Origin of the sequence: Jannaschia formosa (assembly GCF_003340555.1) — a bacterium.
In the GTDB taxonomy this organism is placed as follows: domain Bacteria; phylum Pseudomonadota; class Alphaproteobacteria; order Rhodobacterales; family Rhodobacteraceae; genus Jannaschia; species Jannaschia formosa.
Genome location: NZ_QPLJ01000006.1, coordinates 1 through 22974, shown reverse-complemented (window position 1 = coordinate 22974; position 22974 = coordinate 1). Strand labels below are relative to the sequence as shown.

Below are 22974 nucleotides of genomic sequence, written 5' to 3'. Positions count from 1 at the left end.
TCAGGCACCCGCGATCCGCACACGCCTGTCGCCGGCCAGCGAGGCGGAGACGGCCTCGAACAGGGCGATGCCGTTGAGCACCTCCGCAGGCGGGATCGGCTGGCGCGTGCGGGTCCGGATCGCTCGGGCGAAGGCCTCCATCTCCAGCCGCTCCATCGAGACCCGGTCCCAGGACCTTCGGTCGCGGGGGCCTTCCACCGGCGCCCACGTCAGCTGGTCCTGTCCGCGTAACTCCATCCAGCCGCGCTCGCCGAAGACCTGCAGCCGGAACTCCCGCGCCGTGGCGGTCATCGTCGAGAGTGTCGCCGTCGCCCGGCTCGCAAAGCGCATCAGCAGGCTTGTCGTGTCGTCGTGGTCGATCTCGTGGACCAGCCGGTCGCTCTGGGCGAAGACCGACTCGACGGGGCCCAACAGGTGGATCATCAGGTCGACGACGTGGATGCCCGCTGCGGCCATCCCGCCCGCCGGGCTCTCGCCCGGGGCGAGCCGCCACATCCCGGGGCTGTAGACCTCGCCGAAGCCGACATGGCTGCTCATGTTGCCCTCGGCATGGAGGATGCGCCCCAGGTCGCCCGCCGCGATCCGGGCCTTCATCTCGGCCACGGCGGGCAGGTGGCGGCGGATATGGCCGGGCAGGAAGACGATGTCCGCCGACTCGACCGCGGCGAGTGCGGCGTGCGCCTCGGCCAGCGTCAGCGCGACGGGCTTCTCGCAGAACAGGTCCTTTCCGGCCCGCGCCACGTGCTCGATCTGCGCGGCATGCTGGGAATGGGGCGTGGCGAGAACGATGCCGTCGACCGCGGGGTCGGTGAGCACCGAGTCCAGATCGTCGGTCAGCGCGATCCCCTGTGCACCGCACCAGCCGGCGACCTTGCCGGGCGAGCGGGCGACGGCATGGGTGAAGACCACCGCGCCCGAGACGCCCTGAACCGACTCCACCAGGATGCGGCCCCAGCGGCCCGGCCCGACAAGCGCCAGCCGGATCATGCGCGGCGCTCAGGCATAGTCGAACCGAATGTCCTGCGCCCCTTCCCAGAGGACGCGGTTGCCCAGCGCCATCAGGTTCTCGTGGCCCGAGGTGAGGGTGATGAAGTGGTTGCCGGCGAGCTGGCCCATCTTCGACGAGAAGTCGACGCCGCCATAGGCCAGCAGGATCTCGGTCTCGCTGATCCCGCCCGGGTAGAGGATGACGTGGCCCGGCGCCGGATGGCTCGTGTGGTTTTCGTAGCCCACGCCGAAATCGCGGTCGCCCAACGGGATCCAGACGCCTTCGCCCGACCAGCGGACATGGACGATCTGGCCCGTGAAGGGCATCGCGGCCTCGAAGGCGGCACAGGTCTTCGGCGCGGCCTCGCGTTCCAGCCGCGCGTCGAACCTGTAGGGGCCGGCCTTGATCTTCAGGGCTGTCATTCGGAATCCTCCTCTGGGGGTTCAGGAAAAGCGGGACATCGAGAACGCTTCGAGGTCCTGCCGCAGCCGGCCAGTCAGGGCGGCGGCGGCGGCCTCGCGGCCCATCAGGGGGCCGAGCGTATAGCCGTTGGCGGTGGCCGCGACGGTGACGCCATCGAGGCCCGGCACGGGGCCGATCAGGGGCGCGCCGTCGATGTCGATGTTCATGGCGGCCCAGCTGCGGATGACCTGGAGGCTACCGACCTGCGGCACGGTGCGCGCCGCGACCCAGAGATTGCCCTCCAGGCTCTCGGGCAGGATCTCGGCCTGGCCCGCGGCGCCGGTGACGGCGGGCCAGGCGCCGCCGATGATGACCGAGCCCGCCGCCGTCTGCTTCATCGACAGGTGGCGGTCCGCATGCGCCAGCAGGCAAGGCACGAGCGTGGGGCCGGGGGCGGTGACGACCATCTGCAGGGGCGCGCCCTTGATGGGCAGGTCGGCGCCGAGCATCCGCGCCACCTGCGCCGACCAGCCGCCCGCAGCGATCAGGATGCGGCGCGCCGTGATGCGCCCGCGCGCCGTGTCGATGGTGTAGCCCGCGCCGTCGCGGGCGATGGCGCGAACCGGGGCGTTCTCCTCGATGACGGCGCCGGCGGCGCGGGCGGCGGCGGCCAGCGGCGGCGTGGCGGCCAGCGGGTTGATCTTGCCTTCGCCGGGGCACCAGGCGGCGGCGACGATGTCCTGCGAGATCGCGGGCGCGATCCGGCGGACGCGGTCGCCGTCGATCACTTCGGTCCGGATGCCGACACGCGCCTCGGCGGCGGCCTTGGCTTCGAGGAAGGCGATCTGCGCGGGGTTCTCGGCGACCATCAGCCCGCCCGTCACGGCCATCTCGAAATCGGCCGCAAGCTCGCGCTCGAGCTTCTGCCAGAGGTCGATGGATTCCGCCTGAAGGGGCAGGGTGCGCAGCTGCAGATCGCCCGAGCCCACCGCCTTGCCGCCGAAATCCCAGCTGAGAAGCTGCAGGTGCAGGCTGCCCGCGTTGCCGCCCGAGGCCTCGCCGTTGACGCGCCCGCGGTCGAGGCACAGGACCGAGGCCCCCGCCCTTGCTGCGTGAAGTGCGGCCGAGATGCCGGTCACCCCGCCTCCGATCACGACGAGGTCGGCGGAGGTGACGGAGAGCGGCCGCTCGTCCGGCCGCCCGGGCCGCACCGACGGTGCGCTCTGCCGGTGGCCGCCCCATTCCGGCTTCTCCAGCGCCAGCGCACCGAGCGGCACCGGCCGGGCGGGGATCTGCGGCGCGAACAGCGCCTCGGGCGGGGCCGGATGTCCCGCCTCGGCCAGAAGGCGCAGCGCCTGCGGCAGGCAGTAGCGGCCCTGGCAGCGGCCCATGCCGAGCCGAGTGGCGCGCTTCAGCTTGGCCGGATCATCCGCGCCCCCGGCGATGGCGGCACGGGCGGTGGCGGCGGTTATCTCCTCGCAGCGGCAGAGGATCGTCTGGCCCACCGGCGCGGGCCGCGCGGGCGCGGCATAGAGCGACCAGAGCGCCGACTGGAAGCTGCGGGCGCGGGCCAGCCCCTTGCGCGCGGCGCCGGTCTCGCCCCCCGCACGTCCCAGATGCGCCAGCGCGCCCGCGGCGCTTAGCACGCCCTGCGCCAGCGCCATCTCGGCACCGCCCAGCCCGCCCGCATCGCCCGCGATCCAGACACCGGGGACGGGCGTTCGGCCTTCGTCGTCGCGCTCGGGGCGGATCTCGCCGGTCGCGGGATGGGTGGCGACGGGGACACCGAGAAGGCGCGCGAGCTCCAGCTGCGGGGCGAAGCCGTCCCCGGCGGCGATGATGTCGGCGGCGAAGCGACGGGTTTCGCCGGTGGCGATACGGCGAATGACGGCGGTCTCGGCGCGGTCGATGCCTTCGATTTTGGCCAGGTCCCAGCCGGTCAGGACGGCGGTGCGGGCGCGCAGGACCGCGAGGCGGTAGCGGGCGCCGTCGGCTGCGAGGCGCGGCGCCGAGAGCGCCGCCCGCGCCAGCGTCGGGCCGGGCGCCGGGCGGCCTCGCTCGGCCAGGGCCACGACCCTTGCCCCGATCGCGTCCAGCTCCGCGGCGAGTTGCAGCCCCAGCGGCCCGTGCCCCGCGATCAGCACCCGCGCGCCCGGCGCCACGCCGTAGCGCCGGGCCAGCGTCTGCGCGGCGCCGATGGTCATCGCGCCGGGCAAGGTCCAGCCGGGCGCCATCGCGGGCCGCTCGTAGGCGCCGGTGGCGAGGATCACCGCGCGGGCCGTCATTCGCCAGCCGCCCGCATCGCCGAGCGACCGCAGCGCGAAGCCATCGCCTTCGGCGCGGGCGAACCAGAGGCTCTGTCCGGAAAGGATGCGAATGCCCGCCGCCTCGGCCTCGGCGCGCAGCGCGGCGCCGCGCCGATGCTGGCGGTCGGGCGCATGGCCTCCGCGATAGCCCTCGCTGCGCGGCTTGAAATACTGGCCGCCCGGCTCTCCGCGCTCGTCGAGGACGAGCACGCTTGCCCCGGCCTTCGCCGCGTGGATCGCGGCCGACAGCCCTGCTGGGCCGGCCCCGATCACGGCGATCTCGGTCTCGGCCGTGTCGAAGGCCGGAGGGGCAGGGGGCCGCGTCCCTGCCGCAAGCTCCCGCTCCGCCTCGCGGCGGACTTCCATCCCGTCGCGCACCTCGACCATGCAGGACCGGCGGCCGCGCGCGCCGTCGACGGTCACGAGGCAGTCGTGGCACACGCCCATGCCGCAGAACGCCGCGCGGGGCGCACCGCTGCGGCGTGCGCCGGTCGTGACGTGACCGGCGGCCGAGAGCGCGGCGGCGAGGCTGTCACCCGGCCGCGCCGGGATCGTCTCGCCTTCGAAGGTGAAGCGGAGCGTCACTCAGGCCACGGCCTCCGGCATCGCGCCCACGGCCTTCAGCGCGGCGCGGACCTCGCCCATCTCGGACTCGGGCAGGGGCAGGCGCGGCGGGCGCGGGCCGCCCATCGGCATCCCCAGCATGTCGAGCGCGGCCTTGCTGCCCGAGACGTAGCGATGGCCCGCGACCAGCCGGATGATCGGCAGCACCTCGCGGTAGAGCGCGCGGGCGGCGTGGTAGTCCTCCTCGTCGGCGGTCAGGGTGAAGAGCCGTGCCAGCGCCTTCGGCAGGATGTTCGAGCCGACGGCGACCCAGCCCTCGGCGCCCTCGACGAAGCTTTCGAACCCCATGATCCCGCCGAACACGGTCATCCGCCCCTCGGACATCTCGAGGATGTCGCGGATGCGGGTCACGTCCATGGTGGATTCCTTGATGTAGTCGATCCGCGGCAGCTTCGAGAGTTCGGCCACGAGGTCCGGCGTCAGGTCCACATTCGCGGTGGCGGGGTTGTTGTAGATCATGACCGGCGTCTTCGCCGCCTCGCCGATGCGGCCGAAATGGTGGATCAGCTCGTCCCGGGTCGGGGTCGAGTAGAAGGGCGGGATGATCATGGTGCCGTCGGCGCCCAGTTCCTCGGCCATGGCGACGTTGTCGATCACCTCGTCGGTGCTTTCGGCGCCGGCGCCGATCAGGACGGGCACGCGGCCCGCGACGGTGTCGATCACGCATTTGGCGACGGCGCGGCGTTCGTCGGCGGTCAGCGAGAGGAACTCGCCGGTGGAGCCCAGCGGGATCAGCCCGTGGATGCCCTCGCGCACCTGCCAGTCGGTGAAGCGCGCCTGCGCGTCGAGGTCGAGCCGGCCCTCGGCGTCGAAGGCCGTGACCATGACGGTATAGGTGCCACGGAACCGGGTTGTCATGCGGGTGTCTCCTCAAGGGTCAGCAATCTCAGGGGGTTCGCGCGGATCAGCCGGTCGATGAGCCCGGCCTCCAGTCCCATTCGGGCCATCAGCGGCACGACGTTGCGCAGCAGATGGCCATAGCCATGCCCGCCCCAGCCGCGCAGCCGCGTCTTCGTGCAGATGTCCTGCGAGACGAGGATCCGGTCGCCATGTCCGGCGTCGGCGAAGCGCGCGATCAGGCGGACGCGGTCGCGGTCCATGGGAAGTTCGGTGTCGCCCATCCAGTAGTGCGACTGCTCGATGCCGAAGAAGTCCCATTCGACATTGGCCCCGCGGGCGAGCAGCGGCGCGATGCCTTCTCCGTCGGGATGGGTCCGGTCCATGTGGCAGAGGATGGTGCGGGAGAGCGCATGGCCCTCGGCCTCCACGATGTCGAGGATCTCGGCGCAGGCGCCCGGCGCGCGGCCGGGATGGACCGAGAGCGCGGCGCCCGTGGCCCGCGCGGCGCGGGCGGCGGCGCGGAGCGCGCGGCGCTCCGGCTCCGTCATCGGCCAGGAGCAGCCCATCTCGCCGACGAGTCCCGCGCGGATGGCGCTGCCGTCGAGCCCGTCCGTCACCTCGGAGGTGAACAGACCGGCCAGCGCGTCCTCGTCCATCGCGCGCATCTCCGGCGTGAGATAGGCGTCGGTGTAGCGTCCGGCGGCGGCCACGACATGCACGCCCGACGCCCGCGACGCGGCGGCGAGCCCGGCGGGATCGCGGGCGAGTCCGGCGACCGACTGGTCGACGATCACTGCGCCGCCGTCCTGCGCGAACCACGAAAGCTCCCGCGCGGCGGCGTCCACCTCCGTCTGGTGCGCATTGGCCGGCGCCTCGTTGGAGCGGTAGTCGACCTGCCAGCGATCCTCGGGCCGGATCGGCGCGTCGCGGTCGCCCTCCGCGCCCGGGGGCACGATGTCGAACAGGACATGTTCGTGGAACGCGACCGGGCCCAGCCCGGCCGGGTGGACATCCCCCAGCACTGTGCGCACGACGCCCATCCTTCAGTGACTGAGGATCTTCGACAGGAACAGCCGGGTGTGCTCGCTCTCGGGCTTGGTGAAGAAGGTCTCGGGGTCGGCCTCCTCGACGATCCGGCCATCATGCATCAGGATAACGCGGTCGGCGGCGGCGCGGGCGAAGCCCATCTCGTGGGTGACGACGATCATCGTCATGCCCTGGCGCGACAGGTCGACCATCACGTCCAGCACCTCCGAGATCATCTCGGGGTCAAGCGCCGAAGTCGGCTCGTCGAAGAGCATGACCTTCGGCTTCATGGCGAGCGCGCGGGCGATGGCGACGCGCTGCTGCTGCCCGCCCGAAAGCTGGCGGGGATAGGCGTTCTCCTTGTCGGGAAGGCCGACGCGGGCGAGCAGGGCGCGCGCCTCCTCCCGCGCCTCGGCCTTCGGGCGCTTCTGGATGCGCACCGGGCCCAGCGTGATGTTCTCGATCACGCTGATATGCGGAAACAGGTTGAAGTTCTGGAACACCATGCCGAGGTCGCGCTGCTGGCGTGCGATCTCGGCGTCCTTCAGCGGCACGCGCTTGCCGTTCTTCTCGCGCATCCCCATCAGGTGGCCGGCGGCGCGGATCGTGCCGCCGTCGATCGTCTCCAGATGGTCGATGCAGCGCAGCAGCGTGCTCTTGCCGCTGCCCGAGCGGCCGCAGATCACGACCACCTCGCCCTGACGGACGGTGATCGACACGTCCTTGAGGACGTGGTTGTCGCCGAACCGCTTCTCGACGCCCTCGATCAGGACGATGGGCTCGCCCAGGTCCCGCCCGGCGCGGGAGCGGGGGGCGAGTTGCGTTTCCTGCATGGTCATGTCCACATCTCCCTTACGCGGCGGTTCCGCCCTCTTCGACCGCCTTCCGAAGCTCCTTCTTCGCCTCGGGCGAGACGGCGGCTGCGGGGCCGAAGGGTTTCTCGTAATGAGCCTCGATGCGGACCTGGATCATGCCCCAGATCGACACCAGTGCCAGATACCAGGCGGCGGCGCATGTGTAGGATTCGAGAACCCGGAACTCGATCTGCGCCAGCATTTGCGCCGAGCGCATCAGCTCCTCCATCGAGATCACCGAGGCGAGCGAGGTCGTCTTGAGCATCCCGTTGAACTGGTTGCCCAGCGGCGGGATGATGGTGCGCGCGGCCTGCGGCAGGATCACCAGCCACATCCTCTGGCGCCAGGTCATGCCGATGGCGCGCGAGGCGTCGGTCTGGCCCTTGTCCACCGACATAATGCCCGAGCGGATGATCTCGGCCAGATAGGCGCCCTCGTTGAGCGCGAGGCCGAGGATCGCGGACTCGATCACCGTCAGGCGGATGCCGATCTGCGGCAGGCCGGTATAGATGATGACCAGCTGGATCAGGACAGGCGTGCCGCGGAACAGCCAGATGTAGAACTCGGCGACCCAGCGCAGGGCGCGGTTGCCGTACATCTTCATCATCGCGGCCAGCACGCCGAGGCCCAGCCCGAGGATCATCGACACGACGGACAGCCAGACGGTCGTCCAGGCCCCCCGCAGCATCATCCCGTTGGTCAGGTAGGAAAAGAAGAATTCCCAGCTCCAGTTCACGCGAGCCTCCGGGGTTGCGGGTGGGATCGGGCCGCCGGGCGCGCGTCCCGCGGCGGGTCCGGCCCCGAGGGGCCGGACGGTGGGCCGGGATCACTCCGGGGTGTAGTAGACCTTGATGTCGCCTTCGTAGTCGGCCCAGTCCTGGATCTGGGTGGCGCCATAGGCGCTCATCATCTCGTCGTAGGTGCCGTCCGCGACCATGTCGCGCAGCGCCTGCGCCACCGCCTCGGCCAGGACCTCGCCGGTCTCACCGTCGAAGCCGAAAGACGAGGGCAGGCCGGGGTTCAGGCCGGAGGCGCCGACTTCGAAGGCGCCGCGCTCGGCCAGGTAGGCGGCGGTGGCGTCGGGGCCGAACACGGCCTTGACCTGACCCGCGCCGAGAGCGGCGAAGGCGTCGCCGAAGGTGTTGAAGGCCTGGATGTCCATCGGCTCCATGCCGCTCGCCACCTGCTCCTCGTTGATCTCGCGGATCAGGGCGTCGGCGAAGCCCGAGATCTCGGTGCCGACCGGCTCGCCGGCAAGATCATCGTAGCTGTCGATGCCCATCGGGTTGCCCTTCTCGACCACGATGGCGAGGGCGTTCACGACATAGGGCACCATGCGCATGATCTTGGCGCGGTCGGGGTTGTAGTACATGCCCGTGTTGACCATGTCCCAGCGCTTGGAGGAGAGGCCGGGGATCTGAACCTCGAAGCCGACATTGGCATAGACCGGCTCCAGGCAGAGACGCCGGGCGATCTCGTTCCCGAGGTCGGGATGCAGGCCCTGCAGGTTGCCCGAGGCGTCGAGATACTGGCGCGGCGGCAGGGTCGCGTTGATCGACATGGTGAGCTTGCCGGGCTCGACGGTTGGCAGGTTCTCGGGGCAGTCCTGCGCGGCCGCCATGCCGCCGGTCAGGCTCAGGCCGAACGCGACGGCGCCGAGGGTCAGGTACTTCATGTCATTGTCCCTTCGTTGGAGTTTCAGGTTGTGCGGGCGTTCTTCGGCCTCTTGTTTCAGGCGGGCGGCGGTTCGGTGCCGCTGCACCAGTCGGTGACGATGGCGGTGGTCACCGCAACCATCCTCTGGAAATCGGCCACGTCGATCCATTCGTCGTGGCGATCGTTCTGCGACAGGTCCCCGCCGAGGCAGCCGAGCCCGACGCAGGGGATGCCCGCCTCGACGATCGGATTGCGGATGTCCGAGGAGGTATGCATCGGGTTGACGTGCGGCGCCTCGCCGGTGACGCGGGCCACGGCGGCGGCAGCGGTACGGTAGAGCGGATGATCGGCCGGGACCTCGCCGCCGGTCACGCCCGTCACCCAGGTGATCTCGGGCGGGTGCTCGGCGAGGAACGGGTCGGCGGCGGCTGCGGCCTCGACGGCGGCCGTGATCTCGGCCTTGACCCCGTCCATCGTCTCGCCCGGCGGGAAGGAGACGGCGCAGCCCAGCGTGCAGGTCTCGGCCATGCGCGACAGGCGGCGCATCTCTCCGGCGGTGATGCGCGAGACGTTGATGTTGGTCGCGCGCCCGACCTCGGCCTCGATCAGCGGGTGGCGGATGCGCCTCGCCCGGTCCTCGGCCAGGTCCATCAGCGCGTCCCGTATCACCAGCGCCTTGTCGATCGGGTTCACGCCCAGATGCGCGAAGGCGGTCTGGCCCGGTTCGGTCGTGTCGGGGGCGCGACCGGCGACGATCACGCGGAACTCGATATGGCCGGAGGCGACAGCCTTGATCTCACGCATGCCGACGCCCGACTCGGCGGGGTGGAGGTAGAGCGAGGCATCGGCCTTGAGCCCGTCATGCATCAGCGCCGCGACGCCGCGGGCGTAGCGCTTCGATGGCGTCGAGGCGAAGATCGCGCGTCCCATCGGCACGTTGCTCGCCGCCGCCATCTCGAGCGCGAGCACCGCCGCGGCGCAGCCGGCGAGGTCGTCGGCCACGCCCCAGCCGTAGAGCCTGCCGTCCTCCACCTCGCCGGCGAAGGGATCGTGGCGCCAGGCCTTGGTGCCCTGCACCGGCTCTCCGTCGGGGTGGGCGAAGACCAGCAGGCTGGGCAGATCCGGGTCGCCCGGCAGGGTGCCGACGATGGCGCGCCGCCGCTCGGTCGCGCGGGCGCTGTCGAGCGCGAACTCGCCTTTCACCCGCACCTCGGCTGGATCGTAGTCATGCGCCGAGACCTCGCAGCCCGCCGCCTGCAGCCGACGCGAGATCACGTCCTGCACGGCGGCCTCGCCGTCGGCCTGCGCGGCGACGAGCTCTCTCATCAACTCGATGGCACGGTCGCTCTGGTCCAAATCAACTTCCCCCGTCCGGCCATTTGTATACCGTCTGTATACAAACACAGTCGGAGGGTTTACGCTGCGATGCAAGGATTTTATTCGTCGGCCTGCGGGGTGAACCTCGCGCCCGGGAGGCCGGAGCATCCTCGCGTCGGTTCGGCGCCTGAATACGCAGCGACGCCGTTGAAATGGGCGCATCAGGAACAGGGATGGGCTCCGCCGTGAACATCGCACGAAAACCGACACCGCCACGCGCCGCGCCGCGCGCGCCCTCGACCCTGTCGCACTCGGCCTACCGGACGCTGTCGCGGATGATCCAGGAGCGGGAGCTTCCTGTCGGCCGCCCCATCGTCGAGACGCAGCTGGCCGAGATGCTTGGCGTCTCGCGCACGCCGCTGCGCCAGGCCCTGCAGAGGCTGGAGGCCGAGGGCCTGCTGCGCAAGTCCGAGAGCCGGTCCTACGCCGTCCGCCGGGTCGAGCTGCGCGAATACCTGCAAAGCCTCAAGGCCCGCGAGATCCTGGAGGCGGAGGCAGCCCAGATGGCCATCGGCCGGATCGAGCCCGAGGCCATCGCCCATGCGCGCGCCCATCTCCATGCCGTCCAGAGGCGCCGGCCCTACGATATGCTGGCGCATTGGGCCTCGGACGACGAGGTCCACGACCTCTTCATCGACGGCTGCGGCAACGCGGTGATCCGCGACCTGCTCAAGTCGCTGAGGGTGACGACGAAGCTGTTCGAGATCGAGCGCCTGTCGGAGCGGCTGGAGCCTGACAGCAGCCAGCACGAGGCGATCCTCGACGCGCTGGAGGCGGGCGATCCCGACGCCACCCGCGCCGCCGTGGTCGCCCATCTCCGCTCGCTCGCGGAGTTCGCCGTCCGCGTCCTCTGACGCCGCGCGGTCGGGGGCCGGGCGGGGCGACGCTTCGGATTTCTGCTTCGGCGCGGGGCCATTGCGGCGCGACCGGGCAGGGCCCGCCCCCCGCATCCCCTTGTCGACGATCGAGCAGGGCACGGGTCTGCGCCCGTCGCCCTGAAAGGCAAGGCGTCGTCCACAAAACCGATCCCGGGCGCATGCCGGACCGCCCCTGCAAGGGTGACCGAGGGGCGGGCGCCCGTTGCGGCCTTGACCCTGTGGAGGGCAGATGGCTTGTTAAGCGACAGGATTCTGTCAAAAAACGACAACAACGGTCTGCCAGACCGCAACGAAAATGAAATCGACGGGGAGAACCACGATAATGACCAGGACATCCATCGCGCGCCGAGGCCCGAACCGGCGCAGCATCCTCAAGGGCGCCACCGCCTTCGGCGGCGCGGCGCTCGTCCTGCCGATGGGGTCGAGGATGGGCCGGGCGCAGCCCAGCCGGGGCGGCATCCTGCGAACGGGGACCGCGCATGGCTCGACCACCGACAGCCTCGATCCCGGGACCTGGGAAAACGATTTCATGATTCAGCTTGCGCATATGCGCAACAACTTCCTGACCGAGATCGCCGCCGACGGCTCGCTGGTGCCCGAGATTGCCGAGAGCTGGGAAGCCTCGGACGACGCCTCCGAATGGACCTTCGCGATCCGGGCGGGCGTGCCCTATCACAGCGGCCGCACCGTTACCGCCGAGGACGTCGTGGCCTCGCTCAACCACCACCGCGGCGAGGACTCGACCTCGGCCGCGGCGCCGATCCTCGCGGACATCACCGACATTCGCGCGGACGGAATGAACGTGATCGTCACGCTCGCCTCCGGCAACGCGGACTTCCCCTTCATCCTGTCGGACTACCACCTAGCGATCCTGCCCGCGACCGACGGCGCCATCGATCCGCGGACGACGGATGGCTGCGGGCCTTACGTGCTCGACGAGCTGGAACTGGGCGTCTCTGCCTCGCTCACGCGGTTCGACGGCTACTGGAAGCCGGACGCAGCCTGGTTCGACGGGATCGAGCTCATCTCGATCATCGACCCGGCGGCGCGGCAGAACGCGCTGATCTCGGGCGAGGTCGACTATATCGACCAGGTCGACCTCAACACCGTGAACCTGCTGCGGCGCTCACCCGGGATCGAGGTCCTGTCGGTCGCGGGGACGCAGCATTACGGCCTGCCGATGGACACGCGCGCGGCGCCGTTCTCGGACAACAACATCCGGCTCGCGCTGAAATATGCGATCGACCGGCAGCAGATGGTGGACACGATCCTCAACGGCTACGGCGCCATCGGCAACGACCACCCGATCGGGTCCGGGCAGCGGTTCTTCAACACCGAGCTGGAGCAGAAGACCTTCGACCCCGACCGCGCCCGCTTCCACCTCAAGGAGGCCGGGCTCGACAGCCTCGACGTCGACATTCACCTGGCCGACGCGGCCTTTGCGGGCGCGCTCGACGCGGGCGTGCTGTTCTCCGAGACGGCGGGGCGCGCGGGCATCAACCTCAACGTCGTGCGCGAGCCGAACGACGGCTACTGGTCCAACGTCTGGATGCAGAAGCCCTTCGTCGGCACCTATTGGGGCGGCCGCCCGACCGAGGACCAGATGTTCACCACCGCCTACGCCACGGGCGCGCCCTGGAACGAAAGCTACTGGAGCAACGAGCGGTTCGACGAGCTTCTCGTCGCCGCCCGGTCCGAGCTGGACGAGGACCTGCGCCGCGAGATGTATTTCGAGTTGCAGGAACTCGTTTCTGATCAGGGTGGGACGATCATCCCGATGTTCGCCTCCTATGTCGGCGCGCATACCGACCGGCTCCAGCACGGCGAGGACGTTGCGACGAACTGGGCCAATGACGGCCACCGCATGTGCGAGCGGTGGTGGTTCTCCTGATCTCCGGTCCCATGCGCCTCTGGCCCGACGGGCCGGGGGGCTTCGGCAGGCCCGCGCGTGCCCCGCGCCCCGCCGATGCGAACGGAGGCACCGGATGCCCCATGTCCTGAGGATGATCGCGCAGCGCCTCGCGCTGGGCCTCGTGACGCTGTTCGTGGTGTCGATCATCATCTTCCTCGGCACCGAGCTTCTGCCCGGCGACTTCGCCCAGCAGATGCTGGGCCAGGCCGCGACGCCCGAGACGGTGGCCGCGCTGCGCGAGCGGCTGGGCCTGAACGACCCGATGCTGGTCCGCTACGTCGACTGGCTCACGGACATCCTGCGCGGCGATTTCGGCGTCAGCCTCGCCAACGGCCAGCCGGTCGCGGATCTGATCGGGCGGCGTCTCGTCAACACGCTGAGCCTCGCGCTCTATGCCGCGGCGATCTCGGTGCCGCTGTCGCTGGCGCTCGGCATCCTCGCCGCGCTGTTCCGCAACACGCTGTTCGACCGCTTCGTGAACGCGAGCGCGCTGACCTCGATCTCGTTCCCCGAGTTCTTCGTGGCCTACATCCTGATCTTCCTCTTTGCCGGGGCGGGCGGCATGTTTCCCTCGATGGCCTCGCTCCGCGGCGACCCGGGCCTCGGCGAGTATCTCCACCGCGCCTTCCTGCCCGCGCTGACGCTGACGCTGGTGACGACCGCCTACATGATGCGGATGACGCGGGCGGCGATCATCAACCTGCTGGCCAGCCCCTATATCGAGATGGCGCGACTGAAGGGCATCTCGCCCATGCGCATCATCCTGCGCCACGCGCTGCCGAACGCGCTGGCGCCGATCATCAACGTCATCGCGTTGAACCTCGCCTATCTCATCACCGGCGTCGTCGTGGTCGAGGTCGTCTTCGTCTATCCCGGCCTCGGGCAGCTGATCGTCGACAGCGTGACGGCGCGGGACATGCCGGTGGTGCAGGGCGTCGCGCTGCTGTTCGCGGGCGCCTATGTGCTGCTGAACCTCACCGCAGACGTGCTGGCGACACTGTCGAACCCGCGCCTGATGCACCGGCGGTAGGGGGCGCGGATGGGCTTTCTCACTGGGGTCGTGATCCTCGCCGTCGTCGTCGCCGTGGCGCTGGCGGCGGGCTGGCTGTTCCGCGCGATGATGGTCGCAATCCTGCCCGCCGGGGCGGGGCGGACGCTTCGGACCGCGCCGCCTGCCGCAGGCTTCGGGATGCTGGTGATCCTGCTCTACATCCTCGTGGCCCTGTTCGCGCCCCTGATCGCCCCCTTCGGCGAACGGGAGATCGTCGGCCCGGAATTCCTCCCCTGGGGCGACACCCATCTGCTGGGCACCGACAATCTCGGGCGCGACATGCTCTCGCGCCTCGTCTACGCCGCGCGCAACACCATCGGCATCGCCTTCGTGACCACGGCGCTGGCCTTCCTGATCGGTTCGGTCCTGGGGATCCTCGCGGCGCTGACCGGGGGCTGGCTCGACCAGCTGCTCGCGCGGGCGGTGGACGTGCTGATGGCGATCCCGGCGCTGATCTTCGCGCTGCTGCTGCTGACCATCGTCGGCACCTCGATCGTCAACATGATCCTCGTGATCGCGCTCATCGATTCCACCCGCGTGTTCCGCCTCGCGCGGGCGGTCTCGATGAACATCGTGGTCATGGACTACATGGAGGCGGCGCGGCTGCGCGGCGAAGGCACCTGGCACCTGATCGTGCGGGAGATCCTGCCCAACGCCATGGCCCCGCTGGTGGCCGAGTTCGGCCTGCGCTTCTGCTTCGTTTTCCTGACCATCTCGGCGCTCAGCTTCCTCGGCCTCGGCATCCAGCCGCCGACCGCGGACTGGGGCGCGATGGTGCGCGACACGGCGACGCTCATCTCGTTCGGGGACGTCACGCCGCTGCTGCCCGCGGGCGCCATCGCGCTGCTCACGGTCAGCGTGAACTTCGTCGTCGACTGGCAGCTTCACCGTGCCTCGGGCCTGAAGGAGTGACAGCATGAGCGAGAAGGGCGGCAGGCTGCTGGAGATCCGCGGTCTCTGGATCGAGGGGCAGGCCGACGAGGACTGGGTCCCGATCGTCAAGGGCGTGGACCTGACGCTGGACCGGGGCGAGGTGCTGGGCCTGATCGGCGAGAGCGGGGCGGGCAAGTCGACGATCGGACTGGCGGCGATGGGCTACGCCCGCGACGGCTGCCGCATCTCGGGCGGCGAGATCCTGTTCGACGGCATCGACCTGCGCGCCGCCTCCGAGGCGACGCGGCGGTCCCTCCGCGGCCGGCGCATCGCCTATGTGGCGCAATCGGCGGCGGCGAGCTTCAATCCCGCCCACAGGCTGATCGCGCAATATGCCGAAGGCCCCGTCCGCCACGGCGTGATGTCGGCCGCCGAGGCGGAAAGCGACGCGGTCGATCTCTACGCCCGAATGCGCCTGCCCGACCCCGAGAGCATCGGCTTCCGCTACCCGCACCAGGTCTCCGGCGGGCAGCTGCAGCGCGCGATGACGGCCATGGCGATGGCCTGCCGCCCGGACCTCATCATCTTCGACGAACCGACGACCGCGCTCGACGTGACCACCCAGATCGAGGTGCTGTCGGCCATCCGTGACATCGTCGACCGGTTCGACACCGCCGCGATCTACATCACCCACGACCTCGCCGTGGTCGCGCAGATGGCGGACCGGATCAAGGTGCTGCTGAGGGGCGAGGAGGTCGAGGAGGCCGACACCCGCACCATGCTCGCCACCCCGTCCGAGGACTACACCAGGTCGCTCTGGGCCGTGCGCAGCTTCGCCCGGGCCGAGCAGCCGCCCGCGCGCGACGCGACGGCCGTTCTGTCGGTCGAGGGCGTGACTGCGGGATATGACAGGCTCGACGTGCTGCGCGACGTCTCCTTCGACATCCACGCCCGCCGCACCGTGGCCGTGGTCGGCGAAAGCGGGTCGGGCAAGTCGACGACCGCCCGGGTGATTACCGGCCTGCTCCCGCCGCGCATGGGCGAGGTGCGCTTCGAAGGGACCCCGCTGCCGCCTGGCTACCGCGGCCGCAGCCGGGACCAGCTGCGCCAGATCCAGATGATCTACCAGATGGCCGACACCGCGCTGAACCCCAAGCTGCGCATCCGCGACCTGATCGGACGGCCGGCGCAGATGTATCTGGGCCTCCGCGGCAAGCGGCTGGAAGAGCGGGTGCGCGACCTCCTGTCGCTCATCGAGCTGGAGCCGGATGCCCATATTGACCGCCTGCCGTCGGAACTCTCGGGCGGCCAGAAGCAGCGGATCGGCATCGCCCGCGCGCTCGCCGCCGAGCCGCGCTTCATCATCTGCGACGAGGTGACCTCGGCGCTCGACCAGCTTGTCGCCGAGGGCATCCTGCGGCTTCTCGACAAGCTGCAGGGCGAGTTCGACCTGGCCTACATGTTCATCACCCACGACCTCGCCACGGTGCGGGCCATCGCCGACGAGGTCGTCGTGATGAAGGAGGGCAGGGTGGTGGAGCAGGGGCCCAAGGCCGACATGTTCCAGCCGCCGCACCATCCTTATACCGAACTTCTGCTCTCCTCGGTCCCGGAGATGGACCCGGACTGGCTGACCGATCTTCTGGAGCGGCGGGAAGCCGGAGGCGCCGGTGCCGGTGCCGCGGGAACCTGAGCTCGCGGACCCGCGAGCGCCGGAAGACACCTCGCGCCCGGCCGACCGCCTCGTCCCGCCATGGCGTCGCCCACGGAGCCCCGCGCGCACCGCCGTCCGGCCCCGTCCGGACCAAGCCCCTTTGCCCTCGGTCGATCTGTTCGGAGTGGGGCGAGACCGGACGGTCAGGCGCGAAGGATTACGACCCGATGGTGCGGACCCCGATCGAGGGAGGCGTAGGCGGCATTCTCCGGAGTATCGGCACCGACGCTTCGGCGTCGATCGAAAAACGCGCCGGACAGACCTCGCGCTGCGAAGGGCAATCGGTCCCGATCCGCAGAGGTGGAGGGAACGGGTCCGGGATCGACCGGTTTCCACCTTGCAAGACACGGATCCCTTGAATTTCAATTCAAATACAGCCTGCCGTGTTTCATGACCGGCAGGTCCGTGACTTCACCGTGAAGCCGGCTGCATATCCGCACCGACGCAATGGCCAGGAGCTTCGCCGCGAGTCCGGCACATCTGCGACGGCAACAGGAATGACCGGCGCCGACACCAGCTCTGGGCAGGGACGGGAAGCTACTGGATGAGTACCTCGTCTACTTCGCGGCGCGAAGAGGCAGGAACGTCTGCTCCAACTCCGACGCGGAGAAGTAGCTGAGGGACTCCGGAGACGCCTGTGGCAGCGCGAAGCCGGGACCGGAGTTCCGGGACCTCGATCGGCTGGTTCATATACGCGTAGGTCATCCTCGGGGGGACTCTTATCGAAGCTGCCCTCGCCGGCAGGAAGTCATCCCGCCAGCCGCTCAGCGCCGCGGCCGTGGTTTCCAGCTCCCGGCTGACCAGCTCGAGGTCCTCGCCGCGCAGAACCCGCAGGACGGCCTCCAGCGTGAAGAGGTCGACTGGCTGCGCGGCGTCGTAGTCCCAAAGGTCGTGGTGTACCTCCTGAAAGTGCCACTTCAGTCCGCCGGACTCGGAATCGAGCGCCAGCACGGAGACCGAGTAGAGGTTGTCGCCCGCGCGCTCGGACCCATTCAGATCGAGCGCGGCGTTCCCAGTCGTAACGTAGACGAGATCAAGCTCAGCGTCCGCCACCGGGGTCGTCCAGACCGTCGCTCCGCCCGTTTCCCAGGAATCTTCGGCCCACGTTTCGTTCCCCGGCTCGCCCGGACGAGGGCGCCCTTGCAGGCGATGAAGGACTGGCACACCCTCAAGCCAGAGCTGTTCAGGAAGCAGCCATACTACCTGCCGGGATTTGACACTCGCCCCGTCCCGAATGTCCCTCAGGATCGACCTTGCCATGAAGAGCGCGGATCGTCGTGGTGAAATGTGATCATCCGGGGTGGAACATCTATTGACCGGCGCTAGCGGCGCTCGTGTCGTCCGGCTCAGCGTTGACGGTCAAGGCACGCCGTTCTCGGCAATGACGGCTTCAGCCAGCTCGCGCCGCAGGTAGAGCGTCCTCGGATTCGCATCGTCGCGAATGTGCCAGAAGACCGAGACCGGGAACGGTCTTATCGGAAGCGGCGGCTCGGCCGTGACGAGGCCGAAGCCGTCCGCGAAGGCGAGCGCGATCCGGGACGGAAGCGTCACCAGCGCGTCCGAAGCGGCGACTGCCGCAAGCGCTGGTAGGAACCCGGGTAGCCCCAGAACTACCCGGCGAAATCGGCGCATCGCGGCCAGTTGTTCGTCGACGACGCCGTGCAGATCGCCTGCCGGCGAGACGAGAACGTGATCCGCGGCGCAATAGGCGTCCAGGTCCAGCATCGGGGCATGTGGCAGGCTGCTGGATCGGCCCGCCACCAAATAATGTTCCGTGAACAGGCGCTCGCCGCTGATCGTCTCGGGCGTGGTCCAAAGGAATCCCAGCGACAGGTCCGCGCGCCCCCGGCCCAGCGCGTCAATCGCCTCGGCCCGGCCCAGCGGCAGGATCGACAGGCGCAGGCCGGGGGCCCGCTGTCGCAGGCGCGCGGCCAGCGCCGGAATCAGCACGGCCTGCTGCGCGTCCAGAGTCGCGATGCGGATCACACCTTCCGCCGACTGCGGATCGAAGGATCGCGCCGCACCGAGGGCTCCGCGCAGGGAGTCGACGGCCTGCGACACCGGTGCCTCCAGCGCGAGGGCAAGGGCTGTCGGCTCCATCCCGTGGGGACGGCGCAGGAAGAGGTCGTCACCGAAGATGTCCCGCAGACGCTTCAGCGCCTGACTTATCGCTGATTGCGTCAGCCCCAGTTCTGCGGCGACGTTCAGCGCCTTCCGATGCCGCAGGAGGCCGAGGAACACAAGGAGCAGCGTGAGATCGAGGCGCCTGAGTTCGGCTGTGCTTAAATCAGACATGATACTTATTCGATTTCTTGGATTTCGTTTAGGGAATATCTCTGCCGCGAGGAATGAAGCAAGGAGCAACTCCAATGCGCATCGCGATCATCGGCACGGGCCACGTCGGCGGCGCTATCGCGCGCGGTCTGCATGGCAAGGGCCATGACATCACGTTCGGCATCCGCGATCCGGGTGCTCCGGGTGCCGAGGCGCTGGCGTTTGAGACGGGAGCGGGAATCGCACCGCCGAGCGAAGCGTCGGCCGGAGCCGAGATCGTCGTTCTTGCGATGCCTTGGGCAGCCGCGGAATCCGCCGTCGCCGGGCTTGGGGATCTTGCCGGCAAGATCGTGATCGACTGCATGAACCCGCTGGGAATGGTCGATGGCGCGCTGGCGCTGACGCTCGGCCATTCCGGCTCGGGCGGCGAAACCGTCCAGGCGTGGCTGCCGGGCGCGCGTGTGTTAAAGACGCTGAACCAGGTCGGTCTCGAGATTTTGGCCGCGAATGCCGACCTGCCGCACCGCCCCGGCATGTTCATGGCGGGCGAGGACAGAGAGGCCAAGACCGCCGTGGCGCGCCTGCTGCACGCCCTCGGCTTTGCGCCCGAGGACGCGGGCGGCATCGTCGCATCCCGCCTGCTGGAGCCCTTCGCGATGCTCTGGATCACTCAGGCCGTCATGCGCGGCAAGGGCCGCGACTGGGCCTTCGCCATCGTCAACCGCACAGAAGAGATCACGCCATGATCGATCCCGCCTCCGACATGCTGACCGGACACTGTCATTGCGGCTCCGTCGCCTTCGCGCTGCCTCACACGGCCGCGGGCGTGCTGGCCTGCCATTGCGAGGATTGTCAGCGCATGCACGGCAACTTCAACGCATTCCTCGCCGTGCCGAAGTCAGAGGTGCGGATGACCGGCGCCGACGTGCTTGTCTGGTACGCGTCGTCCGAGACCGCCCGCCGCGCTTTCTGCGGAACCTGCGGCGCTCGCGTGCTGAAGGAGGTCACCGCGGCGGACCGCTGGCTGATCTCGGCAGGGCTGATCGACGGACCGACCGGCCGGCGGATCATCAAGAACCTATGGGAGCAGTCGAAGCCGGACTGGTACGATATCCCCCTCAGTGCAAGCGAAGGACAGACCGTATGAACCTGCTCCGATCCGCCGCCCTTCTGGCAGCCCTGTCCCTGCCGACAACCGGCAAGGCCGACACCTTTATACTGGTGCACGGCGCCTTTCAGACAGCTGAAGCCTGGGCGCTAACCTCCGACGCGCTGACGGCAGCGGGGCACACCGCCATCGCCGTCGATCTGCCGGGTCGGCCGGGCGACGGGCACGATCCGGCCAAGGTCACGATGGACGACCATGTCGCCGCCGTTCGCGCCGCCATCGAGGGCGCCGGCGTGAGTCCCGTCGTGCTCGTCGGCCACAGCTTCGGCGGCATGACGATCTCGGCGGTGGCCGAGTCCGCACCGGAGCGTATCGCAACGCTTGTCTACGTCGCGGCCTATCTGCCGGCGGTCGGTGCCAGCCCCGGCGACTCGATGCAGGACCTGGCGCTGTCGGACCATCATGGCGGATGGAAGGAGGACAGCTTCGTGATTGCCTCCGACTACGCCACCGCCTCGGTCAACCCGCGCGACCGCGCGGCGCTGTTCGCGAACGACGCGCCGGCCGATCTCGCTGAGGCGATCGCCTCGGCCATGGTGGACGAACCCCTGACGCCGATCGCCACGCCGGTTGCTCTGACCGCGGACCGCTTCGGCAGCGTCCGCGCAGCCTACATCGTGACCTTGCGCGACAGAGCGGTCTCGACCGACCTGCAGCTGACCATGCTGGGGCGCGGGCGGGTGGCAGAGGCCGTGCCGCTGGACACCGGACATGTGCCGCATCTCGTGGCGCCCGAGGCGCTGGCGGCCGCCCTGATCCGCGCCGCCACGCCGGAACTCGAATGAACGACGGGATCGCGCCGGTTGCGGTCGTGGTGCGCCGCAGAGTTCATCCGGGAGCCGAAGCGGATTACGAGGCCTGGCTGCGGCGGCTGACCGATGGTGTGGCCGCGCTATTTCCGGGCTACCTCGGCACGGAGTTCCACCGCCCGTCGGCAACAGGCGAGCCCTATCGCAGCGTGTTCCGCTTCGACACATTGGCGCACCTCGAGGCGTTCGAGCGCTCGGAGTATCGCGCCGCCATGCTGGCAGAGGCCGCGCCTCTCTTCGCGGCGGACGCGGCCTGGGAGCGGATGACCGGGCTTGAGGTCTGGTTCGATCCACCGGCGGGCACGCGCGTCGCGCAGCCCTCGCCGCACCGCATGGCGCTGGTGTTGACGGGGGTGGTCTTCACGCTGGTCCTCATCCTGAACCTGGCGCTTAGCCCGGTTATCTCGGGCTGGCCGCTGGCGTTGAGGCTGCTTCTGACCGTCGCGATCCAGGTCGGGCTGATGACATACGTCATCATGCCCCGCCTCACGCCGCTGATCGCCCGCTTCATCTATCCGACCTCCAGATCCGCCTGAAAGGAACCGGCCATGACCGCCGCCATCGACACCTACAGCAAGAAGAAGATCCTGATCATCGCCGCCAATCCCGGCACCTCGCCCACAACGGGCTGGCCCATCGGCTTCTGGTGGGCCGAGCTGACGCATCCCTTCTGGACCTTCACCGAAGCCGGTTATGCGGTGGACATCGTCAGCCCGAAGGGCGGCGACCTGACAGCCGACAGCTATTCCGACCCCGAGGACGCCAGCGGCTATTCCGCCCACGACCTGATCTCGCTCGGCTTCAAGAAGAGCCCCGCCCATGCTGCCCTCCTGATGGGCACGAAGTCCCTCGGCGAGGTCGATGCCGCGGGTTACGACGCGATCTTCGTGGTGGGCGGGCAGTCGCCCATGGTCACGATGATCGGCGACACCGACCTGCACGCCTTCGTCGCTCGCGCCTACGAGGCAGGCAAGGTCCTGGCCGTGATCTGCCACGGCACCTGCATCCTGCTGAAGACGCGGCTCTCGAATGGCGACCTTCTGGTGAACGGCAAGACCTGGACAGGGTTCGCGAACTCGGAGGAAGCCTTCGCCGACGGGTTCGTGGGCATGAAGATCCAGCCGTTCTGGATCGAGGACGAGGCGAAGGCGCTGGCCGACACCAATTTCGTCGTGAACGCGATGTTCAAGTCATTCGCTCTGCGCGACGGCAACCTGATCACCGGCCAGCAGCAATATTCGGGGGCCGCGGCGGCGGACCTGGTGGTGCAGACGCTGGGGCAATGAGGGCCGTGCGAGGCGGCCAACGCCCCCGACGTCTGCGGGCGCGCCAAGAGAAAGCCCGCCGGCGGGGGCCCTATGATCGCTCAGAACTGAACACGTAGAACACGTTCTTCGCGAGATCGCCGCCGCGAGGGTAACCTCCTCACGGACGCCCACTCCTTCAGCCTGTGCACCGACGCTGGACTCGTGGCATATGGCGATCCGGTGAGACGGAAGCGGCATTCGCCCTTCTTGGCATCCCTGAAGGGATCATGCCTTCCGCGACCAGACACTGGACCAGCAATCACCAATCGATGCGTTTGCCGTCGCGAAAGAACCCTCCTGTAGTCCGCCCTGAACATCACGCGGCGCGCGCGATCTGACGCTTCGGCGGCGTTGGGGTGAAGGCTGCGTTGCCGATGAGGCGGAGCAGCGCGGCGAGGATTTCGGCGAAGAGCGCCCTGAGGTGGGCGAGGATCAGGCGGATGTTATGGCCTGCGCCGCAGAGCACGGCGTGTAGCGCGTCGCCCAAGGTGCCCTTGAGGGGTGAGCGTGCGAGGCGGCCGTCGGTCTTCCCGGTTTCCCAGGCGTGGAGATAGACGCATTCATACTTCAGGGACCGCCACAGGCGCTCGATGAAGATGTTGTCGATGCAGCGCCCTTTTCCGTCCATAGAGATCCGGGTGCCGACCCGCTTCAGCCGATCGGTCCAGGCGAAGGAGGTGAACTGGGCCCCCTGATCCGTGTTCATGATCTCGGGCGGCCCGAAGCGATGGATCGCCTCGTTCAGCGCCTCGACGCAAAAGTCCGCCTCCAGCGTGTTGGAGATGCGCCAGGCCAGAACCTTCCGCGTGGACCAGTCCATGATGGCCAGGAGGTAGAGGAAGCCCCGCCGCATCGGTAGGTAGGTGATGTCGGCGCACCAGACCCTGGTTGGGCCGCTCCACCCGCAACCCGCCC

The 22974-nt window shown here is 69.2% G+C and carries 22 protein-coding genes; 10 read left to right on the top strand and 12 right to left on the bottom strand.

Annotated elements, in window-relative coordinates; translation table 11 throughout:
* The 9 genes from DR046_RS08405 to DR046_RS08365 all read right to left on the bottom strand — a co-directional run bounded on the left by DR046_RS08405 (position 1) and on the right by DR046_RS08365 (position 10022).
* Positions 1-987, bottom strand: a complete 987-nt coding sequence (locus DR046_RS08405) for a Gfo/Idh/MocA family protein (RefSeq protein ID WP_115381883.1) — start codon at positions 985-987, stop codon at positions 1-3.
* A gap of 9 nt (positions 988-996) precedes the next feature.
* A complete protein-coding gene (locus tag DR046_RS08400) occupies positions 997-1410 on the bottom strand; it encodes a DUF3830 family protein (RefSeq protein WP_115381881.1) in 414 nt (137 codons plus the stop codon).
* Between the two features lie 21 nt (positions 1411-1431).
* On the bottom strand, positions 1432-4281 hold the full coding sequence (locus tag DR046_RS08395) for an FAD-dependent oxidoreductase (protein WP_115381880.1): 2850 nt from the start codon (positions 4279-4281) through the stop codon (positions 1432-1434).
* Positions 4282-5178 carry a dihydrodipicolinate synthase family protein gene (locus DR046_RS08390; RefSeq protein ID WP_115381878.1) on the bottom strand — a complete coding sequence of 299 codons (897 nt, stop codon included), beginning with the start codon at positions 5176-5178 and terminating at the stop codon, positions 4282-4284.
* On the bottom strand, positions 5175-6191 hold the full coding sequence (locus tag DR046_RS08385) for a phosphotriesterase family protein (RefSeq protein ID WP_167766999.1): 1017 nt from the start codon (positions 6189-6191) through the stop codon (positions 5175-5177). Before DR046_RS08385 ends, DR046_RS08390 begins: the two co-directional genes overlap by 4 nt.
* A gap of 12 nt (positions 6192-6203) precedes the next feature.
* Positions 6204-7025, bottom strand: coding sequence for an amino acid ABC transporter ATP-binding protein (locus DR046_RS08380; protein ID WP_306418035.1), 822 nt, complete (start codon positions 7023-7025; stop codon positions 6204-6206).
* A 13-nt stretch (positions 7026-7038) separates the two neighbouring features.
* The gene (locus DR046_RS08375; RefSeq protein ID WP_245190872.1) at positions 7039-7776 is read right to left on the bottom strand and encodes an amino acid ABC transporter permease; all 738 of its coding nucleotides are present in this window, start codon (positions 7774-7776) and stop codon (positions 7039-7041) included.
* A gap of 90 nt (positions 7777-7866) precedes the next feature.
* Positions 7867-8715 (bottom strand): ABC transporter substrate-binding protein, encoded by an 849-nt coding sequence (locus DR046_RS08370; protein WP_167766997.1) that lies wholly within the window; start codon positions 8713-8715, stop codon positions 7867-7869.
* A 56-nt stretch (positions 8716-8771) separates the two neighbouring features.
* Entirely contained in the window at positions 8772-10022 is a 1251-nt protein-coding gene (locus tag DR046_RS08365) for a M20 family metallopeptidase (RefSeq protein ID WP_167766995.1), read from the bottom strand.
* 224 nt (positions 10023-10246) lie between these two features.
* Between DR046_RS08365 and DR046_RS08360 the strand changes: the two genes are divergently transcribed.
* The 5 genes from DR046_RS08360 (at position 10247) to DR046_RS08340 (ending at position 16480) form a co-directional block, all read left to right on the top strand.
* Complete coding sequence (locus tag DR046_RS08360) at positions 10247-10927, top strand: GntR family transcriptional regulator (protein ID WP_115381869.1); 681 nt, start codon at positions 10247-10249, stop codon at positions 10925-10927.
* A gap of 346 nt (positions 10928-11273) precedes the next feature.
* Positions 11274-12842: an ABC transporter substrate-binding protein gene (locus tag DR046_RS08355; protein ID WP_115381867.1), complete on the top strand. Its 1569-nt coding sequence runs from the start codon at positions 11274-11276 to the stop codon at positions 12840-12842.
* 94 nt (positions 12843-12936) lie between these two features.
* Positions 12937-13893: an ABC transporter permease gene (locus DR046_RS08350; protein ID WP_115381865.1), complete on the top strand. Its 957-nt coding sequence runs from the start codon at positions 12937-12939 to the stop codon at positions 13891-13893.
* Positions 13894-13902: 9 nt separating this feature from the next.
* Positions 13903-14826: an ABC transporter permease gene (locus DR046_RS08345; RefSeq protein WP_115381863.1), complete on the top strand. Its 924-nt coding sequence runs from the start codon at positions 13903-13905 to the stop codon at positions 14824-14826.
* A gap of 4 nt (positions 14827-14830) precedes the next feature.
* On the top strand, positions 14831-16480 hold the full coding sequence (locus DR046_RS08340) for an ABC transporter ATP-binding protein (protein ID WP_115381861.1): 1650 nt from the start codon (positions 14831-14833) through the stop codon (positions 16478-16480).
* A 558-nt stretch (positions 16481-17038) separates the two neighbouring features.
* Here the strand turns inward: DR046_RS08340 and DR046_RS24820 are convergent.
* Positions 17039-17761, bottom strand: a complete 723-nt coding sequence (locus DR046_RS24820) for a PQQ-binding-like beta-propeller repeat protein (RefSeq protein ID WP_115381859.1) — start codon at positions 17759-17761, stop codon at positions 17039-17041.
* Positions 17762-17860: 99 nt separating this feature from the next.
* A complete protein-coding gene (locus DR046_RS08330; RefSeq protein WP_245190871.1) occupies positions 17861-18742 on the bottom strand; it encodes a LysR family transcriptional regulator in 882 nt (293 codons plus the stop codon).
* Between the two features lie 128 nt (positions 18743-18870).
* Here DR046_RS08330 and DR046_RS08325 point away from each other — a divergent pair, with 128 nt between their 5' ends.
* The 5 genes from DR046_RS08325 to DR046_RS08305 are packed head-to-tail and all read left to right on the top strand — an operon-like array spanning position 18871 to position 22038.
* Positions 18871-19521 carry an NADPH-dependent F420 reductase gene (locus DR046_RS08325; RefSeq protein WP_167766993.1) on the top strand — a complete coding sequence of 217 codons (651 nt, stop codon included), beginning with the start codon at positions 18871-18873 and terminating at the stop codon, positions 19519-19521.
* The gene (locus tag DR046_RS08320) at positions 19518-19922 is read left to right on the top strand and encodes a GFA family protein (protein ID WP_115381853.1); all 405 of its coding nucleotides are present in this window, start codon (positions 19518-19520) and stop codon (positions 19920-19922) included. The genes DR046_RS08325 and DR046_RS08320 overlap by 4 nt, the downstream gene beginning before the upstream one ends.
* Entirely contained in the window at positions 19919-20728 is an 810-nt protein-coding gene (locus DR046_RS08315; protein ID WP_167766991.1) for an alpha/beta fold hydrolase, read from the top strand. The genes DR046_RS08320 and DR046_RS08315 overlap by 4 nt, the downstream gene beginning before the upstream one ends.
* Positions 20725-21288, top strand: a complete 564-nt coding sequence (locus DR046_RS08310) for an antibiotic biosynthesis monooxygenase (RefSeq protein WP_115381849.1) — start codon at positions 20725-20727, stop codon at positions 21286-21288. Before DR046_RS08315 ends, DR046_RS08310 begins: the two co-directional genes overlap by 4 nt.
* A 12-nt stretch (positions 21289-21300) precedes the next feature.
* Complete coding sequence (locus DR046_RS08305) at positions 21301-22038, top strand: type 1 glutamine amidotransferase domain-containing protein (protein ID WP_115381847.1); 738 nt, start codon at positions 21301-21303, stop codon at positions 22036-22038.
* 337 nt (positions 22039-22375) lie between these two features.
* On the opposite strand, the gene DR046_RS24155 is transcribed toward DR046_RS08305, so the two are convergent.
* Positions 22376-22974, bottom strand: a 599-nt coding sequence (locus DR046_RS24155; RefSeq protein WP_245190870.1) for a DDE-type integrase/transposase/recombinase, incomplete at its 5' end; no start/stop codon positions are given.